This is a genomic window from Polaribacter sp. BAL334 (assembly GCF_015767435.1).
Lineage (GTDB): Bacteria > Bacteroidota > Bacteroidia > Flavobacteriales > Flavobacteriaceae > Polaribacter.
This window is the reverse complement of the sequence record NZ_JADWOV010000301.1, coordinates 57,090-82,906: the sequence shown is the minus strand read 5'-3', so window position 1 is coordinate 82,906 and position 25,817 is coordinate 57,090. Positions and strand designations below refer to the sequence as shown.

Sequence of the window (25,817 nt, the reverse complement as noted above, 5' to 3'; positions counted from 1 at the left end):
ATTTGTAAATGCATCTATTTTTTTGGCATGGTTTTTTCTAAATACATTTTACAAATGAAAAAAATATTTTTATTCGTCGTTCTTTTATTTAGTGTATCCAATTTTTGGTCACAAAGAAATCAGTTAATTGCTTATATAGATATGGAATATATTCTAGAAAATGTTCCTGAATATCTTAAAGCACAAAACACGTTAGATGCAAAAGTTGCTAAATGGAAATCAAACCTAGACCAACAAGCACGTCATATAGAGGTTATGAAAACCGATTTGGCAAACGAAAAAGCAATTTTAACAAAAGATTTAATTGAAGAGAAAGAGGAGGAAATTACCTTAAAACAAGAAGAATTAAGAAGACTTGAATCGTTATATTTTGGTCCAACTGGCGATTTGTTTTTGATGCGTAAACAATTGGTAAAACCAATTCAAGATCAAGTTTACAATGCCATTCAAAGCATTGCAAGTAGAAAAAATTATGATTTTGTTTTTGAAAAATCTAGTGATTTGGTAATGCTATATTCCAATAAAAAATACGATATTAGCGACCTCGTTTTAGCAACCATTGACAGGACACGATTGTCTGAGGAAAAAAAGGAGCAACGAAATAAAAAAAATGAGAAAGATCCTTTATTAGACAATGATATCTCTGAAAAACAGCAGCAGTTAATTGACAAAAAAGAAGAATTAATTACTGAAAAAAAAGAGGAACAAGTTAAAAAAGAGGAAGAGAAAAAAGCATTAGTTGATGCTAAAAAGAAAGAAATAGAAGATAAAAAAGAAGCATTAGCGAAAAAAAGAGAAGAACAACGTAAAATTCTGAGAGAAAAACAAGAAGCGCTAAAAAAGAAAAAGGAGGAAGAAAAAAAGAAGAAAAATCAAGAATAATTATTAAACTAAAACAAGAATGAGAAATTTTAAAACGTTACTATTAATTGCTGTATTTACTTTAGGATTGGGTGGTGTTGCAAATGCACAAAAATTCGGTCATATTGACTTTGAAAAATTAGTAGCTGAAATGCCATCAACTACAAAATTAAAGGCGGACATTGAAAAATTAGGAAAAACCTATCAAGATGAAATTGAAGGAATGGGCAAAAAGTTAGAAGCAAAAGTAAAAAAATACCAAGCTGAACAAAATGCACAAACTAAAGAAATCAATGAATCTAGAGCTTTAGAAGTACAGCAAGAAAATCAAAGATATGAGCAATTAAGACAAACTGCTTATCAAGAGATGCAAAAAAAACAAGCTGAAGGCTTAAACCCAATCATTGAAAAAGCTCAAAAAGCGATTGAAGATGTTGCTGCTGCAAAAGGTATTGTATATGTTTTTGATTCATCAGTAGGAAAAGGTTTGCTAGTTTCTAAAGGCGAAGATTTATTCAATGCTGTAAAAGCAAAATTAGGATTCTAAAAAATCATTTTTTATAAACCCATAAAAACCTACTTTATTAAGTAGGTTTTTTTATTTTTACAACATGGTGCAATCTGCAAATTTTCCTATCGGTATTTTTGATTCTGGAGTGGGTGGAACTTCCATCTGGAAAGAAATTGTAACCTTATTGCCCAATGAAAACACCATTTATTTGGCAGATAGTAAAAACGCACCATATGGAGAAAAATCCAAAGACGAAATCATTGAGCTTTCTATAAAAAATACCAAGTTTTTACTAAATCAAAACTGTAAAATTATTGTGGTTGCCTGCAATACAGCAACCACAAACGCTATTAAAACTTTACGACAAAAGTATGATATTCCATTTATTGGTATTGAACCAGCCATAAAACCTGCTGCACTTTCTACAAAAACCAATGTTGTGGGAATTTTAGCCACCAAAGGAACTTTAAATAGTGAGCTTTTTGAATCAACGTCTAGCCTTTTTAAAGAAAAAATTACCATCATAGAAACTATTGGAAAAGGTTTGGTTGATTTGATTGAAAATGGAGAAATCAACTCACCAGAAATGTCAAAATTGTTAGCAACTTACTTACAACCAATGTTGGAACAAAACGTGGATTGTTTGGTATTAGGCTGTACACATTATCCCTATTTAATTCCTCAAATACGAAAAATTGTGGGTAATAAAATGCAGATTATTGATTCTGGTTTGGCAGTTGCCAAACAAACCAAAGCTATTTTAGAAAAAAATAATTTATTGCAAGTAAATATGCAAAAAGGAAAACATCAATTATTTTCGAATAGTACTATACAAGTTTTAGAAATGCTTGTTGGAAACCAAATAGCACTTACGGAAATCAAAAAAAGAGATTTTTAAAACCCTCCAAAAGCAGAATTGATATTTGGACAAGCTGCAGCTCTTTGTTCTCTCGTCCACAAATTTACACCCACAGAAACTTGATGAAACCCAGAATTAGTCAAAACAGTTTCGTTCATTTGATTGGTATATGTGTAAGAAAACATCCAGTTTTGATAATTGATTCCAACAATTGGTGACACATAACGTGCATTTTGAATGGCATCTGCATCAAAACTTTGTCTGTAAGAAAGTGCTGCCCAAAGTTGTGTTTGCGAAAAAGTTTTGTAAGCTTTGATATTGATATCAGCAATTCTTTGTTCTGTGCCTTCTCTGAATTGCATCATGATGGAAGGCTCAAATTGCACAAAAAGTTCTTCACCAAAATAATATCCAGCAGAAAAAATATAATTTCTCAAATCCAAGGGCTCTTGAATATTCAAATTATTTTTGGCTGTCAATAACAAATTTTTTACAGTAAAATAAGAAGAAAATCCTCCTAAATGATAAGCCACACTGAAATCTGCGTTATAATAACTAGTACTTTCTATGATGGCCGCAATCGCTCTATCGCCCGTAAAAGTTCTTTGATCAGATTGATTTTGTACGTATGTAAATGCCAGTCCAAATGACAATTGATTGAACAATCTGCCATCACTCATAGGCAAATGATATGCATATGTTCCTTGAAAACCTAATTGAGAATGAAATCCGTTTTTATCATTGAACATAACCAATCCATATCCTGCATTTGAATATTCACCAAATCGTGAATGAAAACTTACTGTTTGAAGTGCAGGAGCATTTGGAATTCCTGCCCATTGTTGTCTTGCTGTAAATCGCAGTTTGCTCGAATTTCCAATGCCTGCAGCAGAAGGATGTAATAAAAATACATTATCTGATAAATAATCTTGGTAAATGGGCAATGTTTCTTGTGAAAAACTTTTTATCGATAAAAGCGACAAAAAAAAGAAACAGCATGCGTAGTAAGTGAATCTCATTAAAAAACGGTTGTTTTAAGTTTTCAAATATATTGCTTTTAAAAGAATAATTACTTTTTATATAAAAGTTTTAACAGTTTTAGAGGTTTTAAAGTAAAAATAAAGTGCTGATAATCATTAAAAATTGAAATAAAATTAATATTTAAATTATTTAAAAAAATGATTGTCAAAAATATAGAAATGACAATTAATATTTCAATTCCAAAAATTGTTTAATTAAACTATTTTAAGAAACTTTGATGATAATAGAAATCCTTTTATTTTCTTTGTAAAACAATATGAAAATACAACGCATCGCATATTTATCTTTGGGAACCAATCTTGGAGATAAAACTGAAAATTTACAAAATGCTATAGAAAGTATTGCCGAAAAAGTAGGCGATATTCGTAAGATTTCAAGCGTATATCAAACTGCTTCTTGGGGTTTTGAGAGCGAAGATTTTTATAATTGTTGTGTGGAAGTTTCTACCTATCATGCACCCGAAAAATTATTGTCAATTTTGCTTCAAATTGAATCTAATTTGGGAAGAAAAAGAGTGGATTCTACAACTTATCTAGATAGAAATATTGATATTGATGTGTTGTTATTTGATGATGAAATCATCTTTTCAAAAACACTCACTGTACCTCATCCAAAAATGTTGTTACGGAAATTTGTATTGGTTCCTTTAGTAGAAATTGCGCCTGTATTTTTTCATCCTATAGAAAAAAAACAACTAACTTTTTGTTTGCAACATTGTGAGGATTCCTCTGAAATTATACAAACTTCTATTGAACTAAAGCGCCCAATTCCAATAGTTGAAAAGTATAATTATATTGCTATTGAAGGAAATATTGGTGCAGGAAAAACATCCTTGGCAAAAATGATGTCTGATGAATTCAATGCGAAAATTATTCTTGAACGATTTGCTGACAATGCATTTTTACCCAAATTTTACGAAGACAAAGAACGTTTTGCATTTCCTCTGGAAATGAGTTTTTTGGCTGACAGATATCAACAATTGAGTGATGATTTGGCGCAATTAGACTTGTTTAAAAACCTGATTGTATCTGATTATTATATTTTTAAATCATTGATTTTTGCACAAATCACGCTTCAAAAAGAAGAATATATCCTTTATAGAAAAATGTTTGACATTATGTATAAAGAAATTACAAAACCTGATTTGTATGTGTATTTGTATCAAAACACGAATAGATTATTGCAAAATATCAAAAAAAGAGGGAGGGATTATGAACAAAATATTGAAGAAACATATCTGCAAAAAATTCATGATGGATACAAGAATTTTATCAATACACAACAAGAGCTAAATGTGCTTGTTATTGATGTTTCTGAAATTGATTTTGTAAATGAACCCGATGATTATCAGACGATTATCAACAAAATTAAAAAGGCTTAATTTCCCTTTTTCAAATCCAATTTCTCAGCAAAATATTCGCAAAAATCACGCATAGTTTCACTCATTTTTAAATCGTTTGTAGCGCGTTCATAGGTATCTGCCATAGAAACCAAGGTTTGATGATAAAACTGTTTCATCTCATCAATAGGCATATCTTTCGTCCATAAATCCATGCGCAACGTATCTTTTTGTTTGTGATCCCACACAGAAATCATCACTGCTTTTGACGCTTCATTTTCAATTCCACCATCTTTTGCTGTCCAAGACATGCTTTCAGGAATTTTGTTTTCATCTAAATTAATGTGAAAAATTACTTCTGAATTGTGTGTAATTGCCATTATTTTTTAGGTTTATATTTTGACTGATTAAATAATTCTGTTTCGTCTTTTTTCAAAAATTCCTGCAAATATACATCATTATGTTTCAAATATGATTGCACGATTTTCCATCCCATCCAAACGCCAATTTTTCCAGGTGATAAATTGTCTTGTTCCATATAAAATTTTGAAAATGGCGCATTTTCTAAAAATCGTTTGTTGAGATTGGTTTCTGTGCTAAAAAGTAATTTATTCTCCATAAAGTATGCCCAAATCTCAGCTTCATTTTCAACAGCCCATTGCCATTTTTCTTGAGAATATCCCATTTTTTCACTTTCGGAAACAGCAGGTAAATACCAATCCAACAAAGCCATTTTTTTTCCTTCATAAATCATTTTCCCCATAAAACTGCGATTGTTTGATGCGGGAATTTGTTGGTCAATAATATGTTCTGCAACTGCTACAATCAAATGTTCTTTGGTGTTGTTTTCTGAGATATACTTTGGAAAATCCGCATAAAATGGATGTTCTTTTCCGAGAAAAACATCCAAAGAAATCAGTAACAAACTATCTGCATAAATAACTCGACTTTCATAATCAATATTTGATTGAATCGTAACTACATTTGGTGCTTTGAAAGTTGGATTGTAATACTTTATATGTTTGAAAAGTGACGTCAACTGAGTTTCTACATCCGAAAAATCTTTGTAAACTTTTTGAGTTTCAACAAACAATTCTTGCTCTTGAGAATCTGCAATTTTTGCCAATGAAATGCTATCAGAAAACGCCTCAGGAAATAAATAAGGATAGGTTGCTTTTAGTTTTGGCAAACTTTCCCTATCTGCATTGTAAAAATCAACCTCAAAACGACTAATTGAAAAGTCAATATCGATATTGGAAACATCAACTTTTGATTTGTTTTCATTTGCACATGAAAAAAACGCGAATAAAACCAACAAAATCACTGCATAAAATCTCATATTCTTTGTATCTTAGTCTTTTAAAAATAAAACGATAAAATTACAAAATTAGTTTGTCAATGAACACAGAAAAAGTAGCAGCGCATATTATAAATTGGTTAGAAAATTATGCGAAAAACGGGAAATTGAATGGATTTGTAATAGGAGTTTCTGGTGGAATTGATTCTGCAGTTACCTCAACATTATGTGCCAAAACAGGATTGCCAACTTTATGCTTAGAAATGCCCATTCATCAAGCAGAGAGTCAAGTAAACAGAGCAAAAAATCATATTGATTGGTTAGAAAAAAACTTCGAAAATGTTTCCAGAATTACCGTAAATCTAACTCCCGTTTTTGATAGTTTGATAGCTGCTTTGCCTAAAGTTGAGGATGAAGAAAGTCGATTTATGTCATTAGCAAATACTAGAGCTCGGTTGAGAATGACAACTTTGTACTATTTTGCTGCTTTACATGGATATTTAGTGGCAGGAACAGGAAATAAAGTAGAAGATTTTGGTGTAGGATTTTACACAAAATATGGTGACGGAGGTGTAGATTTGAGTCCTATTGCAGATTTAATGAAATCTGAAGTATATAAAATTGCAACCTTTTTTGGGGTAAATCAAGATATCATAAAAGCTGCACCAACAGACGGTTTGTGGGGAGATGACAGAACAGATGAAGACCAAATTGGTGCTTCCTATGACGAATTGGAATGGGCAATGAATATGCAAGAATTAGGAAAAACTGCAACTGATTTTTCTGGAAGAGAAAGAACAGTTTTTTCAATTTACATTCGTTTGAATACCATAAATCAGCACAAAATGCAGCCAATTCCGGTTTGTAAAATTCCTAAAGAGTTGAAATAAGTAAAAAAAGCCTTCATCAATTACGAAGGCATTTTTTTTACAGTAAATTTGCGGCAATCATCAATCTTCTGATTCGAAGATGTGCTCTTCTTCTAGAGCCATTTGTGATTTCAAATGGTAATAAAATGTACAATTGGATGATTTTCAAAATTTGTAATAGTTTTTTCATAACTTGTAGATATTTCTTTTTCTTGGGACAAAACTAATAAAAAAGATTTTAAATCAGCAAAAATTTACACAGGAAAAACACCCTTTTTTGAATTACTTCATGAAAAATTGATGAAATTTGAGCTCAATAATTTGCTATATTATGAATATTATCAAGGCTTTACAGCGTTTTAAAGAAATTTTATTTTTGTTAATAAAATCTTAAAGAAATTTTTAAACTACCCTATTTAATTTCTCAGAAAGACGAATTCTCAAAGAATTATAATTCATAATTTCTTCTATTTCTTCCTTTGAATACTCTTTTTCTTTAAGCATTTTCTTTTCTATTAATTTTTTAATTAAAATTCTTCTCAAATTAAAAATTGCATCATTTACTGATTTTTCGATATCTACATTTTTAATAAAAATATTTTTCCTTTCCCAATTACTTAATGGATATTCATCTTCTTCAAATAATATGGATGTTACTGTTGATGAAATATTTGAATTCAAGTTATTTGTTAACTTTTCTATTTCTATTTTTTGAGATTGATTTAAAGGATAAATAATTTCTGAATAAATTTGTTGAAAAATTGAATTTGTAAACTCAATTTCATCACTTTGAAGCTGTAAAAAAATTTCTCTAGATACTTTATTCAAATATTTTTTAATTGTTTTTATTTCCTTACCATTCTCATCGAAATGAATAATTTCATCCATAAAATCAATCTCTTCATTTCCGAAGATTAATAAATTTTTAATTATTTCTCTTTCATATTTATTTTGCTCATCTATTTCCTCTAATTGAATATCTTGCCTTTTAACAACTTCAAAGGTTTTTTTCTCTTCTTGATGTTGTTTTGCATCTTCCGTTTTATTTTTAGAAATCAATTGTGCTAATTCACTGAACAAAATTCGTTCTGAAATTTCCATAATTCGCGAACATTCTTGTACATACACTTCACGTTGAATCGCATCAGGAATTTTGGAAATACTAGTAACAATATCTCTAATCAATCCAGCTTTTTTTACAGGATCATTTTGAGTATCTTCTACTAATAGTGATACTTTAAAATTGATAAAATCCTGAGCTGCAGCCTCTAAAAATTCTTTTAATTCAGCATCAGAATGTGATTTGGCAAAACTATCAGGATCTTCACCTTCAGGAAATTGTACCACTTTTACGTTCATTCCTTGCTCTAAAATCAAATCAATTCCACGAATAGAAGCTCTAATTCCTGCTGCATCACCATCAAAAAGTACGGTTATATTTTTGGTCAATCTGCTTATCAATCGAATTTGGTCAGGAGTCAAAGCTGTCCCAGAAGAAGCTACTACATTTTCAATTCCTGATTGATGAAAAGAAATTACATCCGTATATCCTTCTACCAAAAAACAATTGTCTTGCTTTGCAATTTCTTTTTTTGCTTGATAAAGTCCATACAAAATTTTGCTTTTGTGGTAAATATCACTTTCTGGAGAATTGAGATATTTTGCTGCTTTTTTATCATTCGTCAAAATTCGACCTCCAAAACCCAAAATTCTTCCAGACATAGAGTGAATTGGAAACATCACTCGTCCTTTGAATCGGTCAAATTGTTTGTTGTCTTTTACGATGGTAAGTCCTGTAGATTCTAGATATTTTAATTGATATCCTTTAGAAATTGCGGCATTTGTAAAATGATCCCATTCATCCAAACAGTATCCTAAATCAAACTTTTTGATGGTCTCATCACGAAAACCACGCTCTTTGAAATAACTCAACCCAATGGCTTTCCCTTGATTGGAAGTTAGCATGGTATTGTGAAAAAAATCTTTGGCAAAATTGGATACCAAAAACATGCTTTCACGTTCGTTTATTTGCTCTTTTTCTTGATTAGTCTGCGCAGTTTCTTCAATCTCTATGTTGTATTTTTTTGCCAACCATTTTAAGGCTTCAGGATAGGTATAATGTTCATGTTCCATTAAAAAAGAAATGGCATTTCCTCCTTTTCCTGTAGAAAAATCTTTCCAGATTTGTTTTACTGGAGAAACCATAAACGAGGGTGATTTTTCATCCGTAAATGGACTCAAACCTTTGAAGTTACTTCCCGCTTTTTTAAGCTGCACAAATTCTCCAATAACTTCTTCTACTCTGGCTGCTTCAAAAACTCGGTCTATGGTACTTCTAGAAATCATAAATTGTGTTACCTAAAATTGGAAAACAAATATAGGAATTCAAAAACTTGTTTTTATGGTTCTGTAAAATTTAAAACCTCATTAAAATAATTTTAATGAGGTTTTGAATATTGAATTTTAAACTTTGAATTGGTTTATGATGCTGCTCTTAATTTTTTCAAAGTTGCATTTGATAATTTTGATTCTGCATACTCTTTTGTTACATGAAATTCTTTTTCATCAGAACTTGGTAAATCAAACATAGCATCTGTAAAGATAGCTTCGCATAGAGAACGCAATCCTCTTGCGCCTAATTTATAAGTTATTGCTTTGTCTACAATAAAATTTAAGGCTTCTTCAGCAATCGTGAAATTCACATCATCCATTGCAAATAATTTTGCATACTGTTTGATTATGGAATTTTTTGGTTCGGTCAAAATAGCGCGCAAAGCTGTTGAATCTAGAGGATTCATATATGTTAAAACAGGCAAACGCCCTATGATTTCAGGAATCAATCCAAACGATTTTAAATCGGAAGGAGTAATATATTTCAATAAATTTTCGTGATCAATTCCAGCTTCATCCAAAGAGGCACTAAAACCAACTGCTTGCATGTTTAAACGTTTGCTGATGTTTCTTTCAATTCCGGAAAATGCTCCACCTGCAATGAATAAAATATTTTTAGTATTGACTTCTGTAAATTTTTGCTCTGGATGTTTTCTTCCACCTTGAGGAGCTACATTTACCACAGTTCCTTCTAAAAGTTTCAGCAACGCTTGTTGCACACCTTCGCCAGAAACATCTCTTGTAATGGAAGGATTGTCTCCTTTTCTGGCTATTTTATCAATTTCATCGATAAAAACAATTCCTTTTTCAGCTTTTGAAACATCATAATCTGCTGCTTGTAACAATCTGCTAAGAATACTTTCTACATCTTCTCCCACATAACCTGCTTGCGTTAATACAGTTGCATCAACAATAGAAAATGGAACGTTCAGCATTCTTGCAATTGTTTTTGCTATCAGGGTTTTTCCTGTACCAGTTTCACCTACTAAAATGATGTTGCTTTTTTCAATTTCTACATCATCATTGGTATTTTTTTGCAATAATCTTTTGTAATGATTATAGACAGCCACTGACATTGCACGTTTTGTTTCATCTTGACCAATGATATATTGATCTAGAAATTGTTTGATTTCTTGCGGTTTTTTAACAGTAAGTGTCTTTGAAAGTTTGCTTTTTTTGGATTGTAAAATTTCTTCTTTCACAATTCCATGAGCTTGCTCAATACATTGATCGCAGATATGAGCATCCATTCCTGCAATTAATAAATCTGTTTCCGATTTTTTTCGTCCACAAAATGAACATTCTAAATTATCGTCTTTTGCCATTTTATTAGCTATTTGCTTATAGCATTTGGCTATAAGCTATTTATTACATTTTTCTTTCAAGAACCTCATCAATCATTCCATATTCTCTTGCCTCATAGGATTTCATCCAATAATCTCTATCAGAATCTTTCTGAATTTTATCAAAAGACTGTCCTGAGTGAAATGAAATAATTGAATACAATTCATCTCTTAATTTGATGGTTTCTTTGATGGTAATTTCCATGTCAGAAACTTGCCCTTGAGTACCACTCATTGGTTGGTGAATCATCACTCTTGAATGTGGCAACGCAGAACGTTTTCCTTTAGCTCCTGCACACATTAAAACTGCGCCCATTGAAGCAGCCATTCCTGTACAAATCGTTGCTACATCTGGTTTTATGAATTGCATAGTATCGTAAATTCCCAAACCTGCATAGACACCTCCACCTGGCGAATTGATATAAATTGAAATGTCTTTACTAGCGTCCACACTTTCTAAAAACAGTAATTGTGCCTGAACAACATTGGCAATTTGGTCATTGATTCCTGTTCCTAAAAAGATAATTCTATCCATCATTAAACGCGAAAAAACATCCATTTGAGTGATGTTCATTTGACGTTCTTCCATGATATAAGGAGTTAAACTACTTGTAATTTGGGTATAATAAGTGCTACTTATTCCATGTTCTTTGGTAGCGTATTTTTCAAATTCTTTTCCGAAATCCATTATTGTAAAGTATTATTAATTAATCTGTAAAGATACAAACTATTCTTTTTATGTACTATTTTGAAAATAAATAAAAAAAACCTGAATTTGGGAATTCAGGTCTTTATGATTTATACCTACAAGGTTTTTAATCCCGAGATTTCGGGATTGTAGGATTTTTGAAACTTTTTAATGATGCATTTCTTTGATAAAATCTTCGTACCCAATTTCTTTGGTTTCAAAAGTCATGTTTTCTTTGTAGAAAGCTAATAACTTTTGACTGATTAATTGCGATTGCAATTTTTGAGCTTCTTCTTTATTTTGCAAAATTCTTCCTGCAATATCTTCCAATTCTTTTTCTTCTGGATTCAAGTTTCCAAATTGAGCCATTTGCATTCTGATAAATCCTTTTGCATAGTCAACCAAATCAGTATAAGAAACACTGATATTGTTGTCTTTTAAGATTTTTCCTTCAATCAATTGATAACGCAATCCTTTTTCAGATTTGTTATATTCTTCAATGGCTTCTTCTATTGTAAGTGGTTTTTCTCCTGCAGTTTGCAACCATTTTTGTAAAAATGATGCTGGCAAAACAAATGTAGTATTGTCGATTAAATATTCAATGACATCATTTAAAAACTGCTGATCAGATTGTTGTTGAAACTGTTTTTCAGCATCTTCTTTTATTTTTTCTCTCAATTCTGTGGCAGTTGTTACACTTCCATCAGCAAATAATTTATCAAACAATTCTTGGTCTAAATCAGCCAATTCCGTTTTGGTAATATTTTCAATTGTTGCCTCAACTGTAATTTCTAATCCATGAACAATATCATGAGAAACACCCAATAAATGCTGTAATCTGTGAACATCTTCAAACAAATCTTTAGTCTCTAAAGAAACAACATCTCCTAATGTCGCGCCAATCAAACTATTTTTTTGACTTTTCAATTCGCTAATTCTGAAAGTCGATTTTTTGTTGATTTCATTTTCTTCATTTACAAAAGTAGCTGTTACGTTTGCTTCTTCAGTAATTTCATCTAAAGAACTCATTTTGCCATAACGTGCTTGAATATTTTGAACTTCTTCATCAATCAAAGAATCTGTTGCAATGATTTTTTTCATTACAACATTGTTTTTTGCTTTTAAATTGATGTCAAATTGTGGTGCTAAACCTAATTCAAATTCAAAAGAAAAAGTAGGTGCATCCCAATTAAAATCGTCTTTGATTCTTGGTAATGGGTTTCCTAAAATGTCTAATTTTTCTTCGATGATAAATTTATTTAGCGCAGTTTGAAGCAATTTGTTTACCTCATCAATCATCACTGATTTCCCATATTGCTTTTTTACAAGTCCCATAGGCACTTGTCCTTTTCTAAATCCTGGAATGTTGGCTTTTTTACGGTAATCTATCAACATTTTATCAACTTTTTCTTGATAATCTTCGGCAACAATATCCACTTTTACAACTGCATTTAAAGCATCTAAATTTTCTTTTGTAATATTCATTCGTTCTATTTCTCTAGTTCTTAAAAAATCGAGTGCAAAATTAATCATTTTTATTGATGCAACAAAGGTTTACATAATTCAATTTCAGTTGCATATATTTTTGATTGATTCATAAAAAATGAACAGAATTCTATGGAGGCAGTTTTAAATAAATTAAAAAAAATACTTAATTTTGCGAAACTTTTATCCTTTACTTAAAAAGGATTGATTAAAAAGCAACCAAAAATGCAGTACAAAAGAATCCTTTTAAAATTGAGCGGTGAAGCCTTAATGGGTGATCGCAATTACGGAATTGACCCAAAACGTCTTTCAGAATACGCAAAAGAAATCAAAGAAGTTGTTGATAAAGGCATTGAAGTTGCCATTGTTATTGGAGGAGGAAATATTTTTAGAGGTGTTGCTGGTGCAAGTAATGGAATGGATCGTGTGCAAGGAGATCACATGGGAATGTTAGCAACTTGTATCAATGGTTTGGCATTGCAAAGTGCGTTAGAAGCTGAAAATGTGTTCACTAGATTGCAAACTGCCCTTGAAATCAAAGAAGTTGCTGAACCTTACATTCGTAGAAAAGCCATCAGACATTTAGAAAAAGGTCGTGTGGTTATTTTTGGTGCAGGAACAGGAAACCCATATTTCACAACGGATACAGCAGCTGTTTTAAGAGCGATAGAAATAGATGCTGATGCGATTTTGAAAGGTACAAGAGTGGATGGTGTCTATGATGCAGATCCTGAAAAGTTTAAAAATGCCATTAAATTTGAAAATATCACTTTCAAAGATGTAATTGAAAAAGGGCTCAAAGTTATGGACATGACTGCATTTACATTGAGCGAAGAAAACAACTTACCTATTATCATTTTTGACATGAATAAAACAGGAAACTTGTTAAAGTTGGTTTCTGGAGAAAAAATTGGAACATTGATAAATATTTAAGCAAAACCATTTAGTGCAATAAGAACAACATTAATTTTTTAAAAATAGTTGATTATTTAACCACATAGAAACATAGAAAAAGATAGAAATAGCCCAATTACTAATTTTCATATACTTATGATTAACTAAAATTGAGTGAAACGCCTTTAAAACATGCATAAAACTATGTCTCTGTGTGGTTAAAAAATATTAAACATTAAATGACTAACAATAATTTTTAAAGTTTAAGAAATAATGAACGAGGAAGTAGATTTTATACTAGATACTGCAAAAGAAGCCATGGACAGTGCTATTGCACATTTGGAAAAAGAATTTCGTGCCATCAGAGCTGGAAAAGCAACTCCTGCAATGTTAGGAACTGTTTTAGTTGACTATTATGGTTCACAAACACCTTTATCGCAAGTTGCCAATGTAAGCACACCTGATCCAAGAACATTAACGATTCAACCTTGGGAAAAAAACATGCTTCAAGTAATTGAAAAAGCAATTCAGTTAGCAAACTTGGGTTTCAATCCTATGAATAATGGAGACGTTATCATGATAAACGTTCCACCATTAACGGAAGAACGAAGAGTTGGATTGGCAAAACAAGCAAAAGCAGAAGCAGAACATGCAAAAGTTGGTATCAGAAATGCTAGAAAAGATGCTAATAACGACATCAAAAAATTAGATGTTTCTGAAGATTTAAAAAAAATTGCGGAAGATGATGTTCAAAAATTGACAGATGCTTACGTAAAAAAAATTGACGATATTTTGGTTGTAAAAGAAAAAGAAATCATGACCGTTTAATTTTTTCGATATACAAAAGTTTTGAGAGAGTGTTTTTTTTAACACTCTTTTTTGTTTTTAATCGCAAAGACAATTGGTTACCTTTGCACAAATTTTTTTAAATGAATTTCTGGACAAAAGTTGCTAGTATCATTTTAAGAAACCGCTACTTGGTTTTATTGATTATTGCAATCATTACTGGTTTACTAGCATCGCAAATAAAGTATATGAAATTTTCATATACAGAAGCCAATTTACTTCCTGAAAACCACGAAGTCAACATTGAATACAATAAATTCCTAGAAATTTTTGGCGAAGAAGGCAATTTAGTCATTCTGGGAATCAAAGATTCTAGTGTTTTTTCTCCCAAAAAATTCAATGCTTGGAATCATTTGATTGATAATTTTGAAGATTTAGCAGAAGTTGATTTCACTCTTTCTATTGCCGATGTTCAAAAATTAAAAGCGGATAGAAGCAATCGTAAATTTGTTTTAGAACCTTTATTTGATGAAGACCCAAAAACAGTTGAAGAAGTTTTAGCCATCAAAAAACAGCTTTTTGAAAAACTGCCTTTTTATGACAATTTACTTTTTAATAAAAAAACGGGTACTTTACAAACAGCTATTTACATCAAAAAAGAATTGGTAAATACAGCCAGCAGGAGAGATTTTATCTTTAATAAATTGATTCCTGTTGTTGAAAAATTTGAAAAAGAACACCATGTTGACGTCCGGATTTCAGGAATGCCCTATATCAGAACCTTAAATTCTCAAAACATTCAAGACGAAATTTTATTGTTTGTTTTAGGAGCTTTACTCATCACTGCTGTTATTTTCTTTTTCTTTTTTAGATCATTCAGAGCAACATTTATTACGCTTTTAGTCGTATTGATCGGCGTTACTTGGGCTTTTGGATTTATTGGTTGGTTTCGATATGAAGTAACGGTTTTGTCTGCATTAATTCCACCTTTGATTATCGTAATTGGTGTTCCAAATGCGGTTTTCCTCATTAATAAATACCAACAGGAAATCAAAAAACATGGGAATCAAGCAAAATCTTTGCAACGAGTAATTACCAAAATTGGGAATGCAACGTTGATGACCAACATCACAACTGCTTCTGGTTTTGCCACTTTTGTCTTTGTAAAAAGTGACTTATTGCGTGAATTTGGGATTTTAGCCTCTATCAATATCATCAGTATTTTTATTTTGGCATTGTTGTTAATCCCAATTATTTACAGTTTTATGCCACTTCCCAAAAAGAAACATTTGAATCATTTGGAGCGAAAATGGATTGAAAATGTAGTGGATTGGATGGAAAAAACGGTAAGAGATTTTCGAATTGGAATCTATTTTACGGCTGTCATCGCCATTATTATTGGAATTATTGGCGTTTATCAAATTCGTGTTTCAGGAAGTTTGATTGAAGACATGCCAAAAAGTATGGGGTTTTATAAAGACATCAAGTTTTTTGAAAATGAATTTGGGGGAATCATGCCTTTGGAAATTTTGATTGATACCAAAAAGGAAAAAGGAGTTATGAACTTATCCACCTTGAAAAAGATGGAAAAAATAAATGAGACTATTGAAACTTTTCCTGAGTTATCAAAACCAATTTCTGTTGTGAATTTGGTAAAATATTCCAAACAAGCCTATTATTTAGGAAACCCAAAATATTACCAATTACCCACATCTCAAGAACAAAATTACATTTTTGCATATAGTAAAAACTCGAGTAATGATACAGGAATGCTGAAAAGTTTTGTTGATTCTACTGGGCGTTATGCACGAATAACTACCTTTATGAAAGATATTGGTACTGACAAAATGGATGACATTCAAGAGCGAATCCAAACTGTTATTGACAAAGAATTTGATAAGGAAAAATATTCTGTTAGCTTAACTGGAAAAGCATTGGTGTTCATCAAAGGAACCAATTATTTGATTACCAATTTAGTGTTATCATTAGCGTTAGCCATTGTTTTAATTTCCATTTTTATGGCGTGGATGTTTCGTTCACCGCAAATGATTTTGATTTCATTGTTGCCTAATATTTTACCTTTATTAATCACAGCAGGCTTAATGGGCTTTTTTGATATTCCTATAAAACCGTCAACTATATTGGTGTTTAGCATTGCTTTTGGGATTTCTGTGGATGATACCATTCACTTTTTGGCTAAATATCGACAAGAATTGATTGCCCATAATTGGCGTATAAAACCTTCTGTTTTTGCAGCTTTGCGTGAAACTGGAGTGAGTATGTTTTACACTTCTATTGTGCTGTTTTTTGGATTTTTAGTATTCACCTTATCAAGTTTTGGAGGCACCATTGCTTTGGGTGGTTTGGTTTCAGTAACATTATTGCTAGCCATGGTTTCCAATTTATTGTTATTGCCTTCCTTATTATTGACATTTGAGAAAAAAATAGCCAATAAAAAAATATTTAAAGAACCTGCTATGGAAATTATTCCAGCAGAGGATGAAAAAACAGATGAGTAGATTGATATCTAAATAAATAAAATTTGAACTTTTGTAATCGTTCACAAAAAAGTATCTTTACGCTCATTTCAGAAAAAGAATAGTTTACGTACATCAAATTGATAAAAAATGACAGAAAAGAGCGTTGTCGAAATTTTAAATTCGAATCTTATTTTACAAGAAATAGTCCTAAAAGGCTGGGTTAGAACTTTTAGAAGCAATCGTTTTATTGCATTGAATGATGGCTCAACCATCAAAAATATTCAATGTGTGATTGACTTTGAAACTACTCCTGAAGATACCTTGAAAAGAATTACCACTGGTGCAGCAATTGCTCTAAAAGGAACTGTCGTTGAAAGCCAGGGAAAAGGTCAAAGTGTAGAAATTCAGGTTTCTGAAATCACTATTTTAGGCGATTCAAATCCTGAGGAATATCCTATTCAACCTAAAAAACATAGCTTCGAATTTTTAAGAGAAAATGCCCATTTGCGTACAAGAACCAATACGTTTGGAGCTGTGATGAGAGTTCGTTCAAAACTGTCATTTGCAGTTCATACCTATTTTCAAGAAAATGGTTTTAACTACGTAAACACCCCAATTATTACGGGTTCTGATGCAGAAGGTGCAGGAGAAATGTTTCGAGTAACTACGTTCCATGACAACAAATCTCCATTGACCGAAGATGGAAAAATCGATTATTCGAAAGACTTTTTTGGAAAAGAAACGAATTTAACGGTTTCTGGTCAATTAGAAGCGGAAGCATATGCCATGTCTTTAGGAAAAGCGTACACATTTGGACCCACTTTTCGTGCTGAAAATTCAAACACAACAAGACATTTGGCGGAATTTTGGATGATTGAACCTGAAGTTGCTTTTATGGATTTAGACGGAAATATGGATTTGGCAGAAGATTTTATCAAATCAGTAATTCAATATGCATTGAAACATTGCCAAGATGATTTGGAATTTCTAAATCAACGTTTGTTGGATGAAGACAAAACAAAACCAATGAACGAACGCAGTGAAATGAGTTTATTGGAGAAATTACATTTTGTGGTTGACAACAATTTCAAACGGGTTTCTTACACAGAAGCGGTTGATATTTTACGAAATTCAACGCCTAACAAAAAGAAAAAATTTCAATATCCAATCAATGAATGGGGTGCAGATTTGCAATCAGAACACGAACGTTTTTTGGTAGAAACTCATTTTAAATGTCCTGTGATTTTGTTTGATTATCCTGCAAATATCAAAGCATTTTACATGCGTTTGAATGATGATGGAAAAACAGTTAGAGCCATGGATGTATTATTTCCTGGTATTGGCGAAATTGTGGGAGGAAGCCAAAGAGAGGAACGATATGACGTTTTGGTATCCAAAATGAAAGCTTTGGGTATTGAAGAAAAAGAATTATGGTGGTATTTGGATTTGCGAAAATATGGAACTGCTGTTCACTCTGGTTTTGGATTAGGCTTTGAACGTTTGGTTCAATTTACCACAGGAATGAGTAATATTCGCGATGTAATTCCTTTTCCAAGAACACCTCAAAATGCAGAATTTTAACTAAAAAATAGAGCTGTAAAATCAATCGTCATTCTCACAAGAAGGACGATTTTTTTTTTGCTTTAATTCATATCTTTGTAATTATGTTAAAACAAGGCTTACAATTTAAACTTTTACAAAAATTATCTCCTCAACAAATTCAGTTGATGAAGTTGATTCAATTGCCTACACAAGCTTTTGAAGAGAGATTGAAACAAGAATTAGAGGAAAATCCTGCTCTCGATGATGGAAAAGAGGAATTGGAAAACATTGATGATGATCTTTCCAATGAGTATGATGACGATTTAGGCACTGAAAAAATCAATGCTGATGACATCAATATTGATGAATATTTGAGTGATGATGAAGTGCCAAGTTATAAAACTCAAGCAAATAATTATTCTCCAGATGACGAAGAAAAAAACATTCCTTATGAAGCTGGAATTAGTTTTCATCAGTCATTGAAAAATCAATTAAATACGTTTCGCTTGTCAGATGAAGAGTTTGTAATTGCTGAATATTTGGTAGGAAGCATTGATGATAGTGGCTATATCCGAAGAGAAATCGTAGACTTGGTTGATGATCTTGCTTTTTCTGCAAATGTGTTTACAACCGAAGAAAAAGTAGTTCAAATATTAACTTCTGTAGTGCATAATTTGGATCCAATTGGTATTGGTGCAAGAGATTTAAAAGAGTGTTTGGTGATTCAATTGAAAGGAAAAGAATCCACTAAAATTAGGACTTTAGCCATTGATATTTTAGAAAATGCGTTTGACCATTTTGTCAAAAAACATTACGAAAAACTGCAAGAAAAATATGGAATTACAGAGGAAGAATTGAAACTGATAAATACTGAAATTTCAAAATTAAATCCAAAACCCGGAAGTTCTTACTCAGGAAACAACAAATTTGCAGAGCAAATTGTACCTGATTTTTCTATTAAAATTGTAGATGGCGAATTGGAATTGACCCTAAATTCAAGAAATGCACCTGAATTGCATATTTCAAAAGAATATAGCAATATGATGAAAGGATATCAAGAAGCTACTACCAAAAGTCAGTCGCAAAAAGATGCTGTATTTTTCATCAAACAAAAATTAGACTCAGCAAAATGGTTTATAGACGCCATCAAACAGCGTCAACAAACCTTGTTATTGACCATGAATGCCATCATGCATTATCAATATGATTATTTTTTAACAGGCGATGAACGAAAGTTAAAACCAATGATTTTAAAGGATATTGCTGACCAAATTCAGATGGATATTTCTACAGTTTCTAGGGTTGCAAACAGCAAATATGTTTCTACACCTTATGGAACGAAATTAATCAAGGAATTCTTTTCAGAATCTATGAAAAATGATCAAGGAGAGGATGTTTCTACTAAAGAAATTAAAAATATTTTACAAACAGTTATCGCTGAAGAAAACAAAAAAAGACCTTTGACTGATGAAAAATTAGCTGAAATTTTGAAAGAAAAAGGATATCCAATTGCTAGAAGAACCATTGCAAAATATAGAGAGCAATTGGATTTACCTGTAGCACGTTTACGAAAAGAAATTTTGTGAAAATTCCTCAATTTATATCTGTTATTTTACATCCAATTGTCATTCCAACTGTTGGGTTGATGTTGTACTTTTTAGTATCGCCCATAAATTTTGAAACTAGTCAAAAATTAAGCGTTTTAAGTTTGGTGTTTGTAATCACCTACTTAATTCCATTACTTATTTTGGTGCTTTTTAAAAAATTTAAACTGATAGATTCATATAAAACTGAGACCATTCATGACAGAAAATTACCTGTTGCAATCATGATTGTAGTCTTTTATTTACTAGGAAATACGCTAAATTATATTCCAAATTTAAATGAAGTAGCCTTACTTTTTTACGCAACTTCATTAGGATTGATTCTAATTTATATGTTATTTTATTTTCAAATGAAAGCAAGTATTCACCTACTTTCATTTGGGATTTTTACAGGTTTTTTTATGGTATTAAGTACGATTCACAGCCAATCCTATTTGATGATCATTATACTTCATATACTGCTCTCAGGAATTGTAGCGTCTGCAAGATTGCATCTAAATGCCCACACACCAAAAGAAATTTACATTGGTTTTTTTATTGGACTTTTAGCACCAATTTTTACAAATATTCTTTTATAGAATATAAAATATCAATCCAAACTTTAAAATACTAGTATCTATAGATTCAGAGTTGATAGTGGCATTCTTAAAAATTGGAGTCAAATTGTAAAAAACATGAAGATTTATTACGTCATAACCTGCTGAAAAAGTGAAACCGTACTGAAGGTTATTATATGCTGAAACATTTTTATAGGAAAATTGAGTGCCATTTTCTTCAAATCTAAATGTATTTGAAAAATTGTATAAGAATTTTACTCCCGTGTAAATTCGCCAAAAATCATACTTTACAGCATTAGAAGTTCGCCAACGAATTTCCAGAGGAAAATCTAAATTATGAGACGTGAAAATATTAGAATTTACATTTATTGACTCACTAAATACTGTTGAATTATTTATTTCTTGAACTTTTAAATTGTGATTAAAATAATCATACCCATAACCTACTCCAATTGCGAAAGAAAAAGAGCCTTGTTTGTTTAAAATAAAATCTTTCAAAAATCCTGTGGATAGTCCAAAAGAAAAACCACTTTTGCTGATTACAGCTGGTTGTTGATAAAATTGCGCATACGAAATAGAAGCATAAATTTGATCATCAGCATATCTATCTCCTATTTGTAGTGAATCTTTCTGAGCAAACGAAACTGAGACAGAGAAAATAAAAAAAAGAAACAATAAAATTTTATTCATATCAAAAATAAAGGTGATGAAATATACAATTTTTTACCAGTAAAACACAAAAATATAGAACAAAAAAAAAGGGTAACTCTAATGAATTACCCTTTTTTTTATTTTAAAATATTTTAATTACTTGTTCCTTTTTGAGTTGAATAACTTACTTTCAAAGCATTTACATCTCTCAATTTCAATCGGATATCAGTAATAGTACCAACACTAGATTCTCTATCTGCTTTGATAGACGTTGTCATGAAAGGTATTTCAGCTTCGGAAACCTTTGTTCTTGCATTAATTATAAATGAAGGAACTTGATCCGCTGAAGCAATTTTGTCATTTAACTGAATTTTATTGTAACCAGCTCCTTTAGTTTCATCTTTCGCTTTTCCTACATAAATAGTACAAACTAAACTTTTGTGTTCCAATTTTTTAATTTCTGTAGCACTAGGAAGTCTTGGATTTTCAATTCTCAAATCAGTTTCTCTCATAGTTGTTGTAACCATGAAAAAGAACAATAACATGAAAACGATATCTGGCAAAGCTGCAGTATTCACAGCAGGCATTCCCTTCTTCTTTTTTCTAAACTTAGACATATTATTAAATTTTAAAATTAATTAGGATGTTGGTTCTGCATCAGAAATAATTTGAGGATACGCAGTCTTTATATATTCAACTTTTACTCTCAAATCTTCAACTCTGTCCTTCATTCCTGCATTCTTTTTTGCTTCGTCATAAGCTTTTTCCAATTCATCAAAAGTCATTTGATACTTTTGTTTAGCCAATCTATTTCTCAATTCAGTATAAGCTTTCAGTAATTCATTTTGAACTTGGATGTAAGTTCCGTATTCAGTACCTCTATCACTCTGAACAGATATAATCGCTTTATTTGGATGATCAGAAGAGCTATCACTTCTTTCACCTTGACAATAGTCACAAGCTTTTCCTGGAGAACCATCTTCACCTGCATTTCCAATACCTCCACCATTATCAATAAATTTTAAAGCTTCATCTTTCAAATCTTTGATATCCATTCTTTGATTTTCTACCAATAATTCATTGTTTCTATTGATAACAACAACAAAGATGTTTTTTTCTTTGATCATTGGTGGTATATAATCTTTTGGTGGCTTTTCTGATAACTTCTTAGAAATACCTGAATCTACATTCATTGTTGTGGTAACTAAGAAGAAAATCAATAACAGAAAAGCAATGTCCGCCATGGAACCTGCATTAATTTCTGGATTTTCTCTTCTTGCCATAGTTTATGATTTTATCAATCCTTTTACTAGATCCCAAACAAAAAATAAGCTCGCAATACCACCTAAAATGATACTATACCATATTCCTGCTCCTACCCATCTGTTTACTGAAGAACCTTCTTCTCCTCCTGGTTCAATACCTCCAGCAGCATTGTATACTGCATCGCTGTCTGCCAAGAAATAAGAAATCAACAATAATGCTGCCAAAACTCCTAAACCACCTAAAGTTTTCTTTAAGTTTTCTGGATTTCTAAACAAACTTAATAATGATAATCCAACAGCCACAACAATAGTTGCAATAAGCAACCAAGTTGAAAAATAAATCAAAGGGCTTATCACGCTATTTTGAATTGCTGCATCCGTTTCAATTGCTGCTGTATCTTCCATAAAAATTCTTATGAATAGAATACCACCAATTAAGGCAATACCAGCAATTAAAAGATTTAATATTTTAGTACTCTTCATAATGAATTTTTATTTTTTAAACTTTACTAATAAATCTACCAAAGAGATAGATGCATCTTCCATACTGTTCACAATACTATCGATTTTTGCAACGATGTAATTGTAAAAAATTTGAAGAATAATTGCTACAACAAGACCAAATACTGTTGTTAATAGGGCGATTTTAATACCACCCGCCACAACTGCAGGAGAAATATCATTCGCAACAGCAATGTCATTGAAGGCACCAATCATACCAATTACAGTACCCATGAAACCAAGCATAGGAGCCAATGCAATAAATAATGAAATCCAAGAAACATTTTTCTCTAATTGTCCCATTTGAACTCCACCATAAGCAACAACGGCTTTTTCAGCTTCTTCAACTCCTTCATCAACTCTGTCTAAACCTTGGTAAAAAATAGATGCAACAGGTCCTTTTGTATTTCTACAAACTTCTTTTCCAGCTTCAACACCACCAGAACTAAGAGCTTCATCTAATTCTGCTAATAATTTTTTAGTATTGGTTGTAGCCATGTTTAAATAAATAATTCTTTCAATGGCAATTGCTAATCCTAAAATTAACGATACTAATACAATTCCCATAAATCCTGGGCCACCATCAATAAAGTTTTGCTTTAATACTTGGTGAAACGTTTTTGCTTCTGTTACTGCTTCTTGAGCAAAAGTTGATTGTATAGCTCCAAAAAACATGAATCCTGTTACAGATAAGGCATTTACTACTTTTTTCATCTTGGTTATAAATTAATTTTAATAGTTAACGGGTTAAAGATATAAATTTTCAATTCAAAAACAGAAAATCTACAAAACTTTCTATCTTTTAAAAGTCTTTTTGAATTACTTCCTGCTTACAGTGGGGCAAGTAACAAAAAATGTTAGGCAAAAAAAAATTTTTTTACTCCTATTTATTGACAATTTACGAATTTTTTAAAAATTGTTTTCGAATTATCAATTTATGAGGATGTTATAGATTAATTTCAAGAAATTTCACCTCTTAACGGTTTTTCAAAAAAGTTTGTGAATTCTGAAAGTGAAAAATTTTCATTCAAAAGATACATTAATTTTGCAACTGCAGCTTCTGTAGTGATGTCTTTTCCACTCACAACTCCTATTTTTTTCAACGCAACACTTGTTTCATAATGTCCTTGATTTACATTTCCACCCAAACACTGAGTTACATTTACTATTCGGATATTATTTTCAATAGCTTCTTTTATCAAATTTACAAACCACGTTTCATTTGGCGCATTTCCTGAGCCAAATGTTTCCATGACCACTCCTTTTAAATGTTTAATATGTAAAATACTTTTTACAACATTTTCTGTAATTCCTGGAAAAATTTTCAAAATAACAATATCAGTTACTAATTCCTTTCGGACAATTAACGTTGAATTTTTAGTTGAATTCTTTAATAAGTAGTGCTCGTTGAATTTCAAATAAACACCACTTTCTGCCAAAGGCGGATGATTCATTGACACAAAAGCTTCAAATTGCTCTGCATTCAATTTGGTTGTTCTATTTGCGCGATATAGTTTATATTCAAAATACAAACACACTTCTTGAATTATCGGAATTCCATTTTTTTGCGCACAAGCTACTTCAATAGAAGTAATCAAATTTTCTTTAGCATCCGTTCTTAAATCACCAATTGGCAATTGTGAACCCGTAAAAATGACAGGTTTTTGCAAATTTTCCAACATAAAACTAATAGCAGAAGAAATATATGACATGGTATCTGAACCTGAAAGAATGACAAAACCATCAAATACATCATAGTTTTTCTCAATAATTTCAACAATATCCACATAAAATTTAGTTGTCATATTTGAAGAATCAATTGGATTTTCAAAAGAAATTGTTTCTATATGACAGTTTAATTGTTGAATCTCTGGAATTTTATCTAAAAGCTGACTGAAATCGAACGCTTTCAAAGCATTGGAAGCATAATCTTTCATCATTCCTATAGTTCCTCCAGTATAAATCAATAAAATATGTGGCTTTGTTGACATTTTGACATAATTTTTTATCCAACTTAAAATTGGAATAATTTATGTTGTAAATTTACCGAACAATTTTGACATAAATAAGTAAACAAATATAGTATGATTGGATTTTATATTTTAATAGGTGTAATCTCTTTGGTTAGCTGGTTGATCAGCAATACTTTAAAGAAAAAATTTGAGAAATATTCTAAAGTAAGTTTGAGAAATGGCATGAGTGGTGCTGAAATAGCTGAAAAAATGCTTGCAGATCATGGCATTCGTGATGTAAAAGTTATTTCTACTCCTGGTAGATTGACGGATCATTACAATCCTTTGGACAAGACTGTGAACTTAAGTGAAGCTGTTTACAATCAAAGAAATGCTTCTGCTGCTGCTGTTGCTGCACACGAAGTTGGTCATGCTGTTCAACATGCAACAGCTTATGAATGGTTGACAATGCGTTCTAAAATGGTACCTGTTGTTAGTGTAACTTCAAACTTTTCACAATGGTTAGTAATTGGGGGTATAATTTTAGGTATTGCTTCAGATCCTAATTCAGGTGAAATGGGAATAGGGTTTTACATTGCCATTACAGGTTTGGCATTTATGGCGTTAGCAACTGCTTTTAGTTTTATTACATTACCAGTAGAATATGATGCAAGTAACAGAGCGTTGGCTTGGTTGAAAAACAAAAACATGGTAAGCCAACAAGAATTGGAAGGTTCTACAGATGCATTAAAATGGGCTGCTAGAACGTATTTAGTTGCTGCAATTGGCTCATTAGCAATGTTATTATATTGGGCTTTGCAAGTTTTAGGAAGTAGAGATTAGTGATTCAATAAATAATAATGAATTAATGTGAAAATGTAGCAATTCATTAGTGTAATAA

At 31.3% G+C, this 25,817-nt stretch carries 26 protein-coding genes; 12 read left to right on the top strand and 14 right to left on the bottom strand.

Features of this window, described 5'->3' with window-relative positions:
• Positions 1-54 precede the first annotated feature (54 nt).
• From IU405_RS09860 to murI, 3 genes are all read left to right on the top strand, one after another.
• Positions 55-882 carry an OmpH family outer membrane protein gene (locus IU405_RS09860; protein ID WP_197438441.1) on the top strand — a complete coding sequence of 276 codons (828 nt, stop codon included), beginning with the start codon at positions 55-57 and terminating at the stop codon, positions 880-882.
• A 19-nt stretch (positions 883-901) separates the two neighbouring features.
• On the top strand, positions 902-1,408 hold the full coding sequence (locus IU405_RS09855; RefSeq protein ID WP_197438440.1) for an OmpH family outer membrane protein: 507 nt from the start codon (positions 902-904) through the stop codon (positions 1,406-1,408).
• Positions 1,409-1,472: 64 nt separating this feature from the next.
• A complete protein-coding gene (gene murI / locus IU405_RS09850; RefSeq protein ID WP_197438439.1) occupies positions 1,473-2,270 on the top strand; it encodes a glutamate racemase in 798 nt (265 codons plus the stop codon).
• On the opposite strand, the gene IU405_RS09845 is transcribed toward murI, so the two are convergent.
• Complete coding sequence (locus IU405_RS09845) at positions 2,267-3,175, bottom strand: type IX secretion system membrane protein PorP/SprF (RefSeq protein WP_231749663.1); 909 nt, start codon at positions 3,173-3,175, stop codon at positions 2,267-2,269. The two genes, murI and IU405_RS09845, sit on opposite strands and share 4 nt — an antisense overlap.
• Positions 3,176-3,528: 353 nt before the next feature.
• Between IU405_RS09845 and folK the strand changes: the two genes are divergently transcribed.
• Complete coding sequence (gene folK, locus IU405_RS09840; RefSeq protein WP_197438437.1) at positions 3,529-4,653, top strand: 2-amino-4-hydroxy-6-hydroxymethyldihydropteridine diphosphokinase; 1,125 nt, start codon at positions 3,529-3,531, stop codon at positions 4,651-4,653.
• Here folK and gldC read toward each other — a convergent pair.
• A complete protein-coding gene (gene gldC / locus IU405_RS09835) occupies positions 4,650-4,991 on the bottom strand; it encodes a gliding motility protein GldC (protein WP_197438436.1) in 342 nt (113 codons plus the stop codon). The two genes, folK and gldC, sit on opposite strands and share 4 nt — an antisense overlap.
• The gene (gene gldB, locus IU405_RS09830; RefSeq protein WP_197438435.1) at positions 4,991-5,950 is read right to left on the bottom strand and encodes a gliding motility lipoprotein GldB; all 960 of its coding nucleotides are present in this window, start codon (positions 5,948-5,950) and stop codon (positions 4,991-4,993) included. The genes gldC and gldB overlap by 1 nt, the downstream gene beginning before the upstream one ends.
• 59 nt (positions 5,951-6,009) lie before the next feature.
• On the opposite strand from gldB, the gene nadE reads away from it, so the two are divergent.
• Entirely contained in the window at positions 6,010-6,798 is a 789-nt protein-coding gene (gene nadE / locus IU405_RS09825; RefSeq protein WP_197438434.1) for an NAD(+) synthase, read from the top strand.
• 37 nt (positions 6,799-6,835) lie between these two features.
• Here the strand turns inward: nadE and IU405_RS15780 are convergent, their stop codons facing one another.
• The 5 genes from IU405_RS15780 to tig form a co-directional block, all read right to left on the bottom strand.
• Positions 6,836-6,967: a hypothetical protein gene (locus IU405_RS15780; protein WP_262894640.1), complete on the bottom strand. Its 132-nt coding sequence runs from the start codon at positions 6,965-6,967 to the stop codon at positions 6,836-6,838.
• A gap of 212 nt (positions 6,968-7,179) precedes the next feature.
• On the bottom strand, positions 7,180-9,123 hold the full coding sequence (gene dnaG / locus IU405_RS09820; protein WP_197438433.1) for a DNA primase: 1,944 nt from the start codon (positions 9,121-9,123) through the stop codon (positions 7,180-7,182).
• 134 nt (positions 9,124-9,257) lie between these two features.
• Positions 9,258-10,493 carry an ATP-dependent Clp protease ATP-binding subunit ClpX gene (clpX, locus tag IU405_RS09815; protein ID WP_197438432.1) on the bottom strand — a complete coding sequence of 412 codons (1,236 nt, stop codon included), beginning with the start codon at positions 10,491-10,493 and terminating at the stop codon, positions 9,258-9,260.
• Between the two features lie 43 nt (positions 10,494-10,536).
• Positions 10,537-11,199, bottom strand: a complete 663-nt coding sequence (gene clpP / locus IU405_RS09810) for an ATP-dependent Clp endopeptidase proteolytic subunit ClpP (RefSeq protein ID WP_197438431.1) — start codon at positions 11,197-11,199, stop codon at positions 10,537-10,539.
• A 168-nt stretch (positions 11,200-11,367) separates the two neighbouring features.
• Positions 11,368-12,684, bottom strand: a complete 1,317-nt coding sequence (tig, locus tag IU405_RS09805) for a trigger factor (RefSeq protein ID WP_197438695.1) — start codon at positions 12,682-12,684, stop codon at positions 11,368-11,370.
• 225 nt (positions 12,685-12,909) lie between these two features.
• Here tig and pyrH point away from each other — a divergent pair, with 225 nt between their 5' ends.
• The 6 genes from pyrH (at position 12,910) to IU405_RS09775 (ending at position 20,568) form a co-directional block, all read left to right on the top strand.
• Positions 12,910-13,617 carry a UMP kinase gene (gene pyrH, locus IU405_RS09800; protein WP_197438430.1) on the top strand — a complete coding sequence of 236 codons (708 nt, stop codon included), beginning with the start codon at positions 12,910-12,912 and terminating at the stop codon, positions 13,615-13,617.
• A 234-nt stretch (positions 13,618-13,851) separates the two neighbouring features.
• Complete coding sequence (gene frr / locus IU405_RS09795; protein WP_197438429.1) at positions 13,852-14,406, top strand: ribosome recycling factor; 555 nt, start codon at positions 13,852-13,854, stop codon at positions 14,404-14,406.
• Between the two features lie 101 nt (positions 14,407-14,507).
• Positions 14,508-16,883, top strand: a complete 2,376-nt coding sequence (locus IU405_RS09790) for an efflux RND transporter permease subunit (protein WP_197438428.1) — start codon at positions 14,508-14,510, stop codon at positions 16,881-16,883.
• A gap of 108 nt (positions 16,884-16,991) precedes the next feature.
• On the top strand, positions 16,992-18,425 hold the full coding sequence (gene asnS / locus IU405_RS09785) for an asparagine--tRNA ligase (protein ID WP_197438427.1): 1,434 nt from the start codon (positions 16,992-16,994) through the stop codon (positions 18,423-18,425).
• Between the two features lie 83 nt (positions 18,426-18,508).
• A complete protein-coding gene (gene rpoN / locus IU405_RS09780) occupies positions 18,509-19,972 on the top strand; it encodes an RNA polymerase factor sigma-54 (protein WP_197438426.1) in 1,464 nt (487 codons plus the stop codon).
• Positions 19,969-20,568 (top strand): hypothetical protein, encoded by a 600-nt coding sequence (locus IU405_RS09775; RefSeq protein ID WP_317193366.1) that lies wholly within the window; start codon positions 19,969-19,971, stop codon positions 20,566-20,568. The genes rpoN and IU405_RS09775 overlap by 4 nt, the downstream gene beginning before the upstream one ends.
• Here IU405_RS09775 and IU405_RS09770 read toward each other — a convergent pair.
• The 6 genes from IU405_RS09770 to IU405_RS09745 form a co-directional block, all read right to left on the bottom strand.
• Positions 20,563-21,237 (bottom strand): porin family protein, encoded by a 675-nt coding sequence (locus IU405_RS09770; protein WP_197438425.1) that lies wholly within the window; start codon positions 21,235-21,237, stop codon positions 20,563-20,565. The genes IU405_RS09775 and IU405_RS09770 overlap by 6 nt on opposite strands.
• A 113-nt stretch (positions 21,238-21,350) precedes the next feature.
• Complete coding sequence (locus IU405_RS09765) at positions 21,351-21,815, bottom strand: ExbD/TolR family protein (protein WP_197438424.1); 465 nt, start codon at positions 21,813-21,815, stop codon at positions 21,351-21,353.
• Positions 21,816-21,836: 21 nt separating this feature from the next.
• Complete coding sequence (locus IU405_RS09760; protein WP_197438423.1) at positions 21,837-22,481, bottom strand: ExbD/TolR family protein; 645 nt, start codon at positions 22,479-22,481, stop codon at positions 21,837-21,839.
• 3 nt (positions 22,482-22,484) lie between these two features.
• Positions 22,485-22,946, bottom strand: a complete 462-nt coding sequence (locus tag IU405_RS09755) for a hypothetical protein (RefSeq protein WP_197438422.1) — start codon at positions 22,944-22,946, stop codon at positions 22,485-22,487.
• A 9-nt stretch (positions 22,947-22,955) separates the two neighbouring features.
• The gene (locus tag IU405_RS09750; protein WP_197438421.1) at positions 22,956-23,678 is read right to left on the bottom strand and encodes a MotA/TolQ/ExbB proton channel family protein; all 723 of its coding nucleotides are present in this window, start codon (positions 23,676-23,678) and stop codon (positions 22,956-22,958) included.
• 245 nt (positions 23,679-23,923) lie between these two features.
• Positions 23,924-24,955 carry an asparaginase gene (locus IU405_RS09745; RefSeq protein ID WP_197438420.1) on the bottom strand — a complete coding sequence of 344 codons (1,032 nt, stop codon included), beginning with the start codon at positions 24,953-24,955 and terminating at the stop codon, positions 23,924-23,926.
• A 93-nt stretch (positions 24,956-25,048) separates the two neighbouring features.
• Between IU405_RS09745 and IU405_RS09740 the strand changes: the two genes are divergently transcribed.
• Complete coding sequence (locus IU405_RS09740; protein WP_197438419.1) at positions 25,049-25,759, top strand: zinc metallopeptidase; 711 nt, start codon at positions 25,049-25,051, stop codon at positions 25,757-25,759.
• The last annotated feature ends 58 nt before the right edge of the window (positions 25,760-25,817 follow it).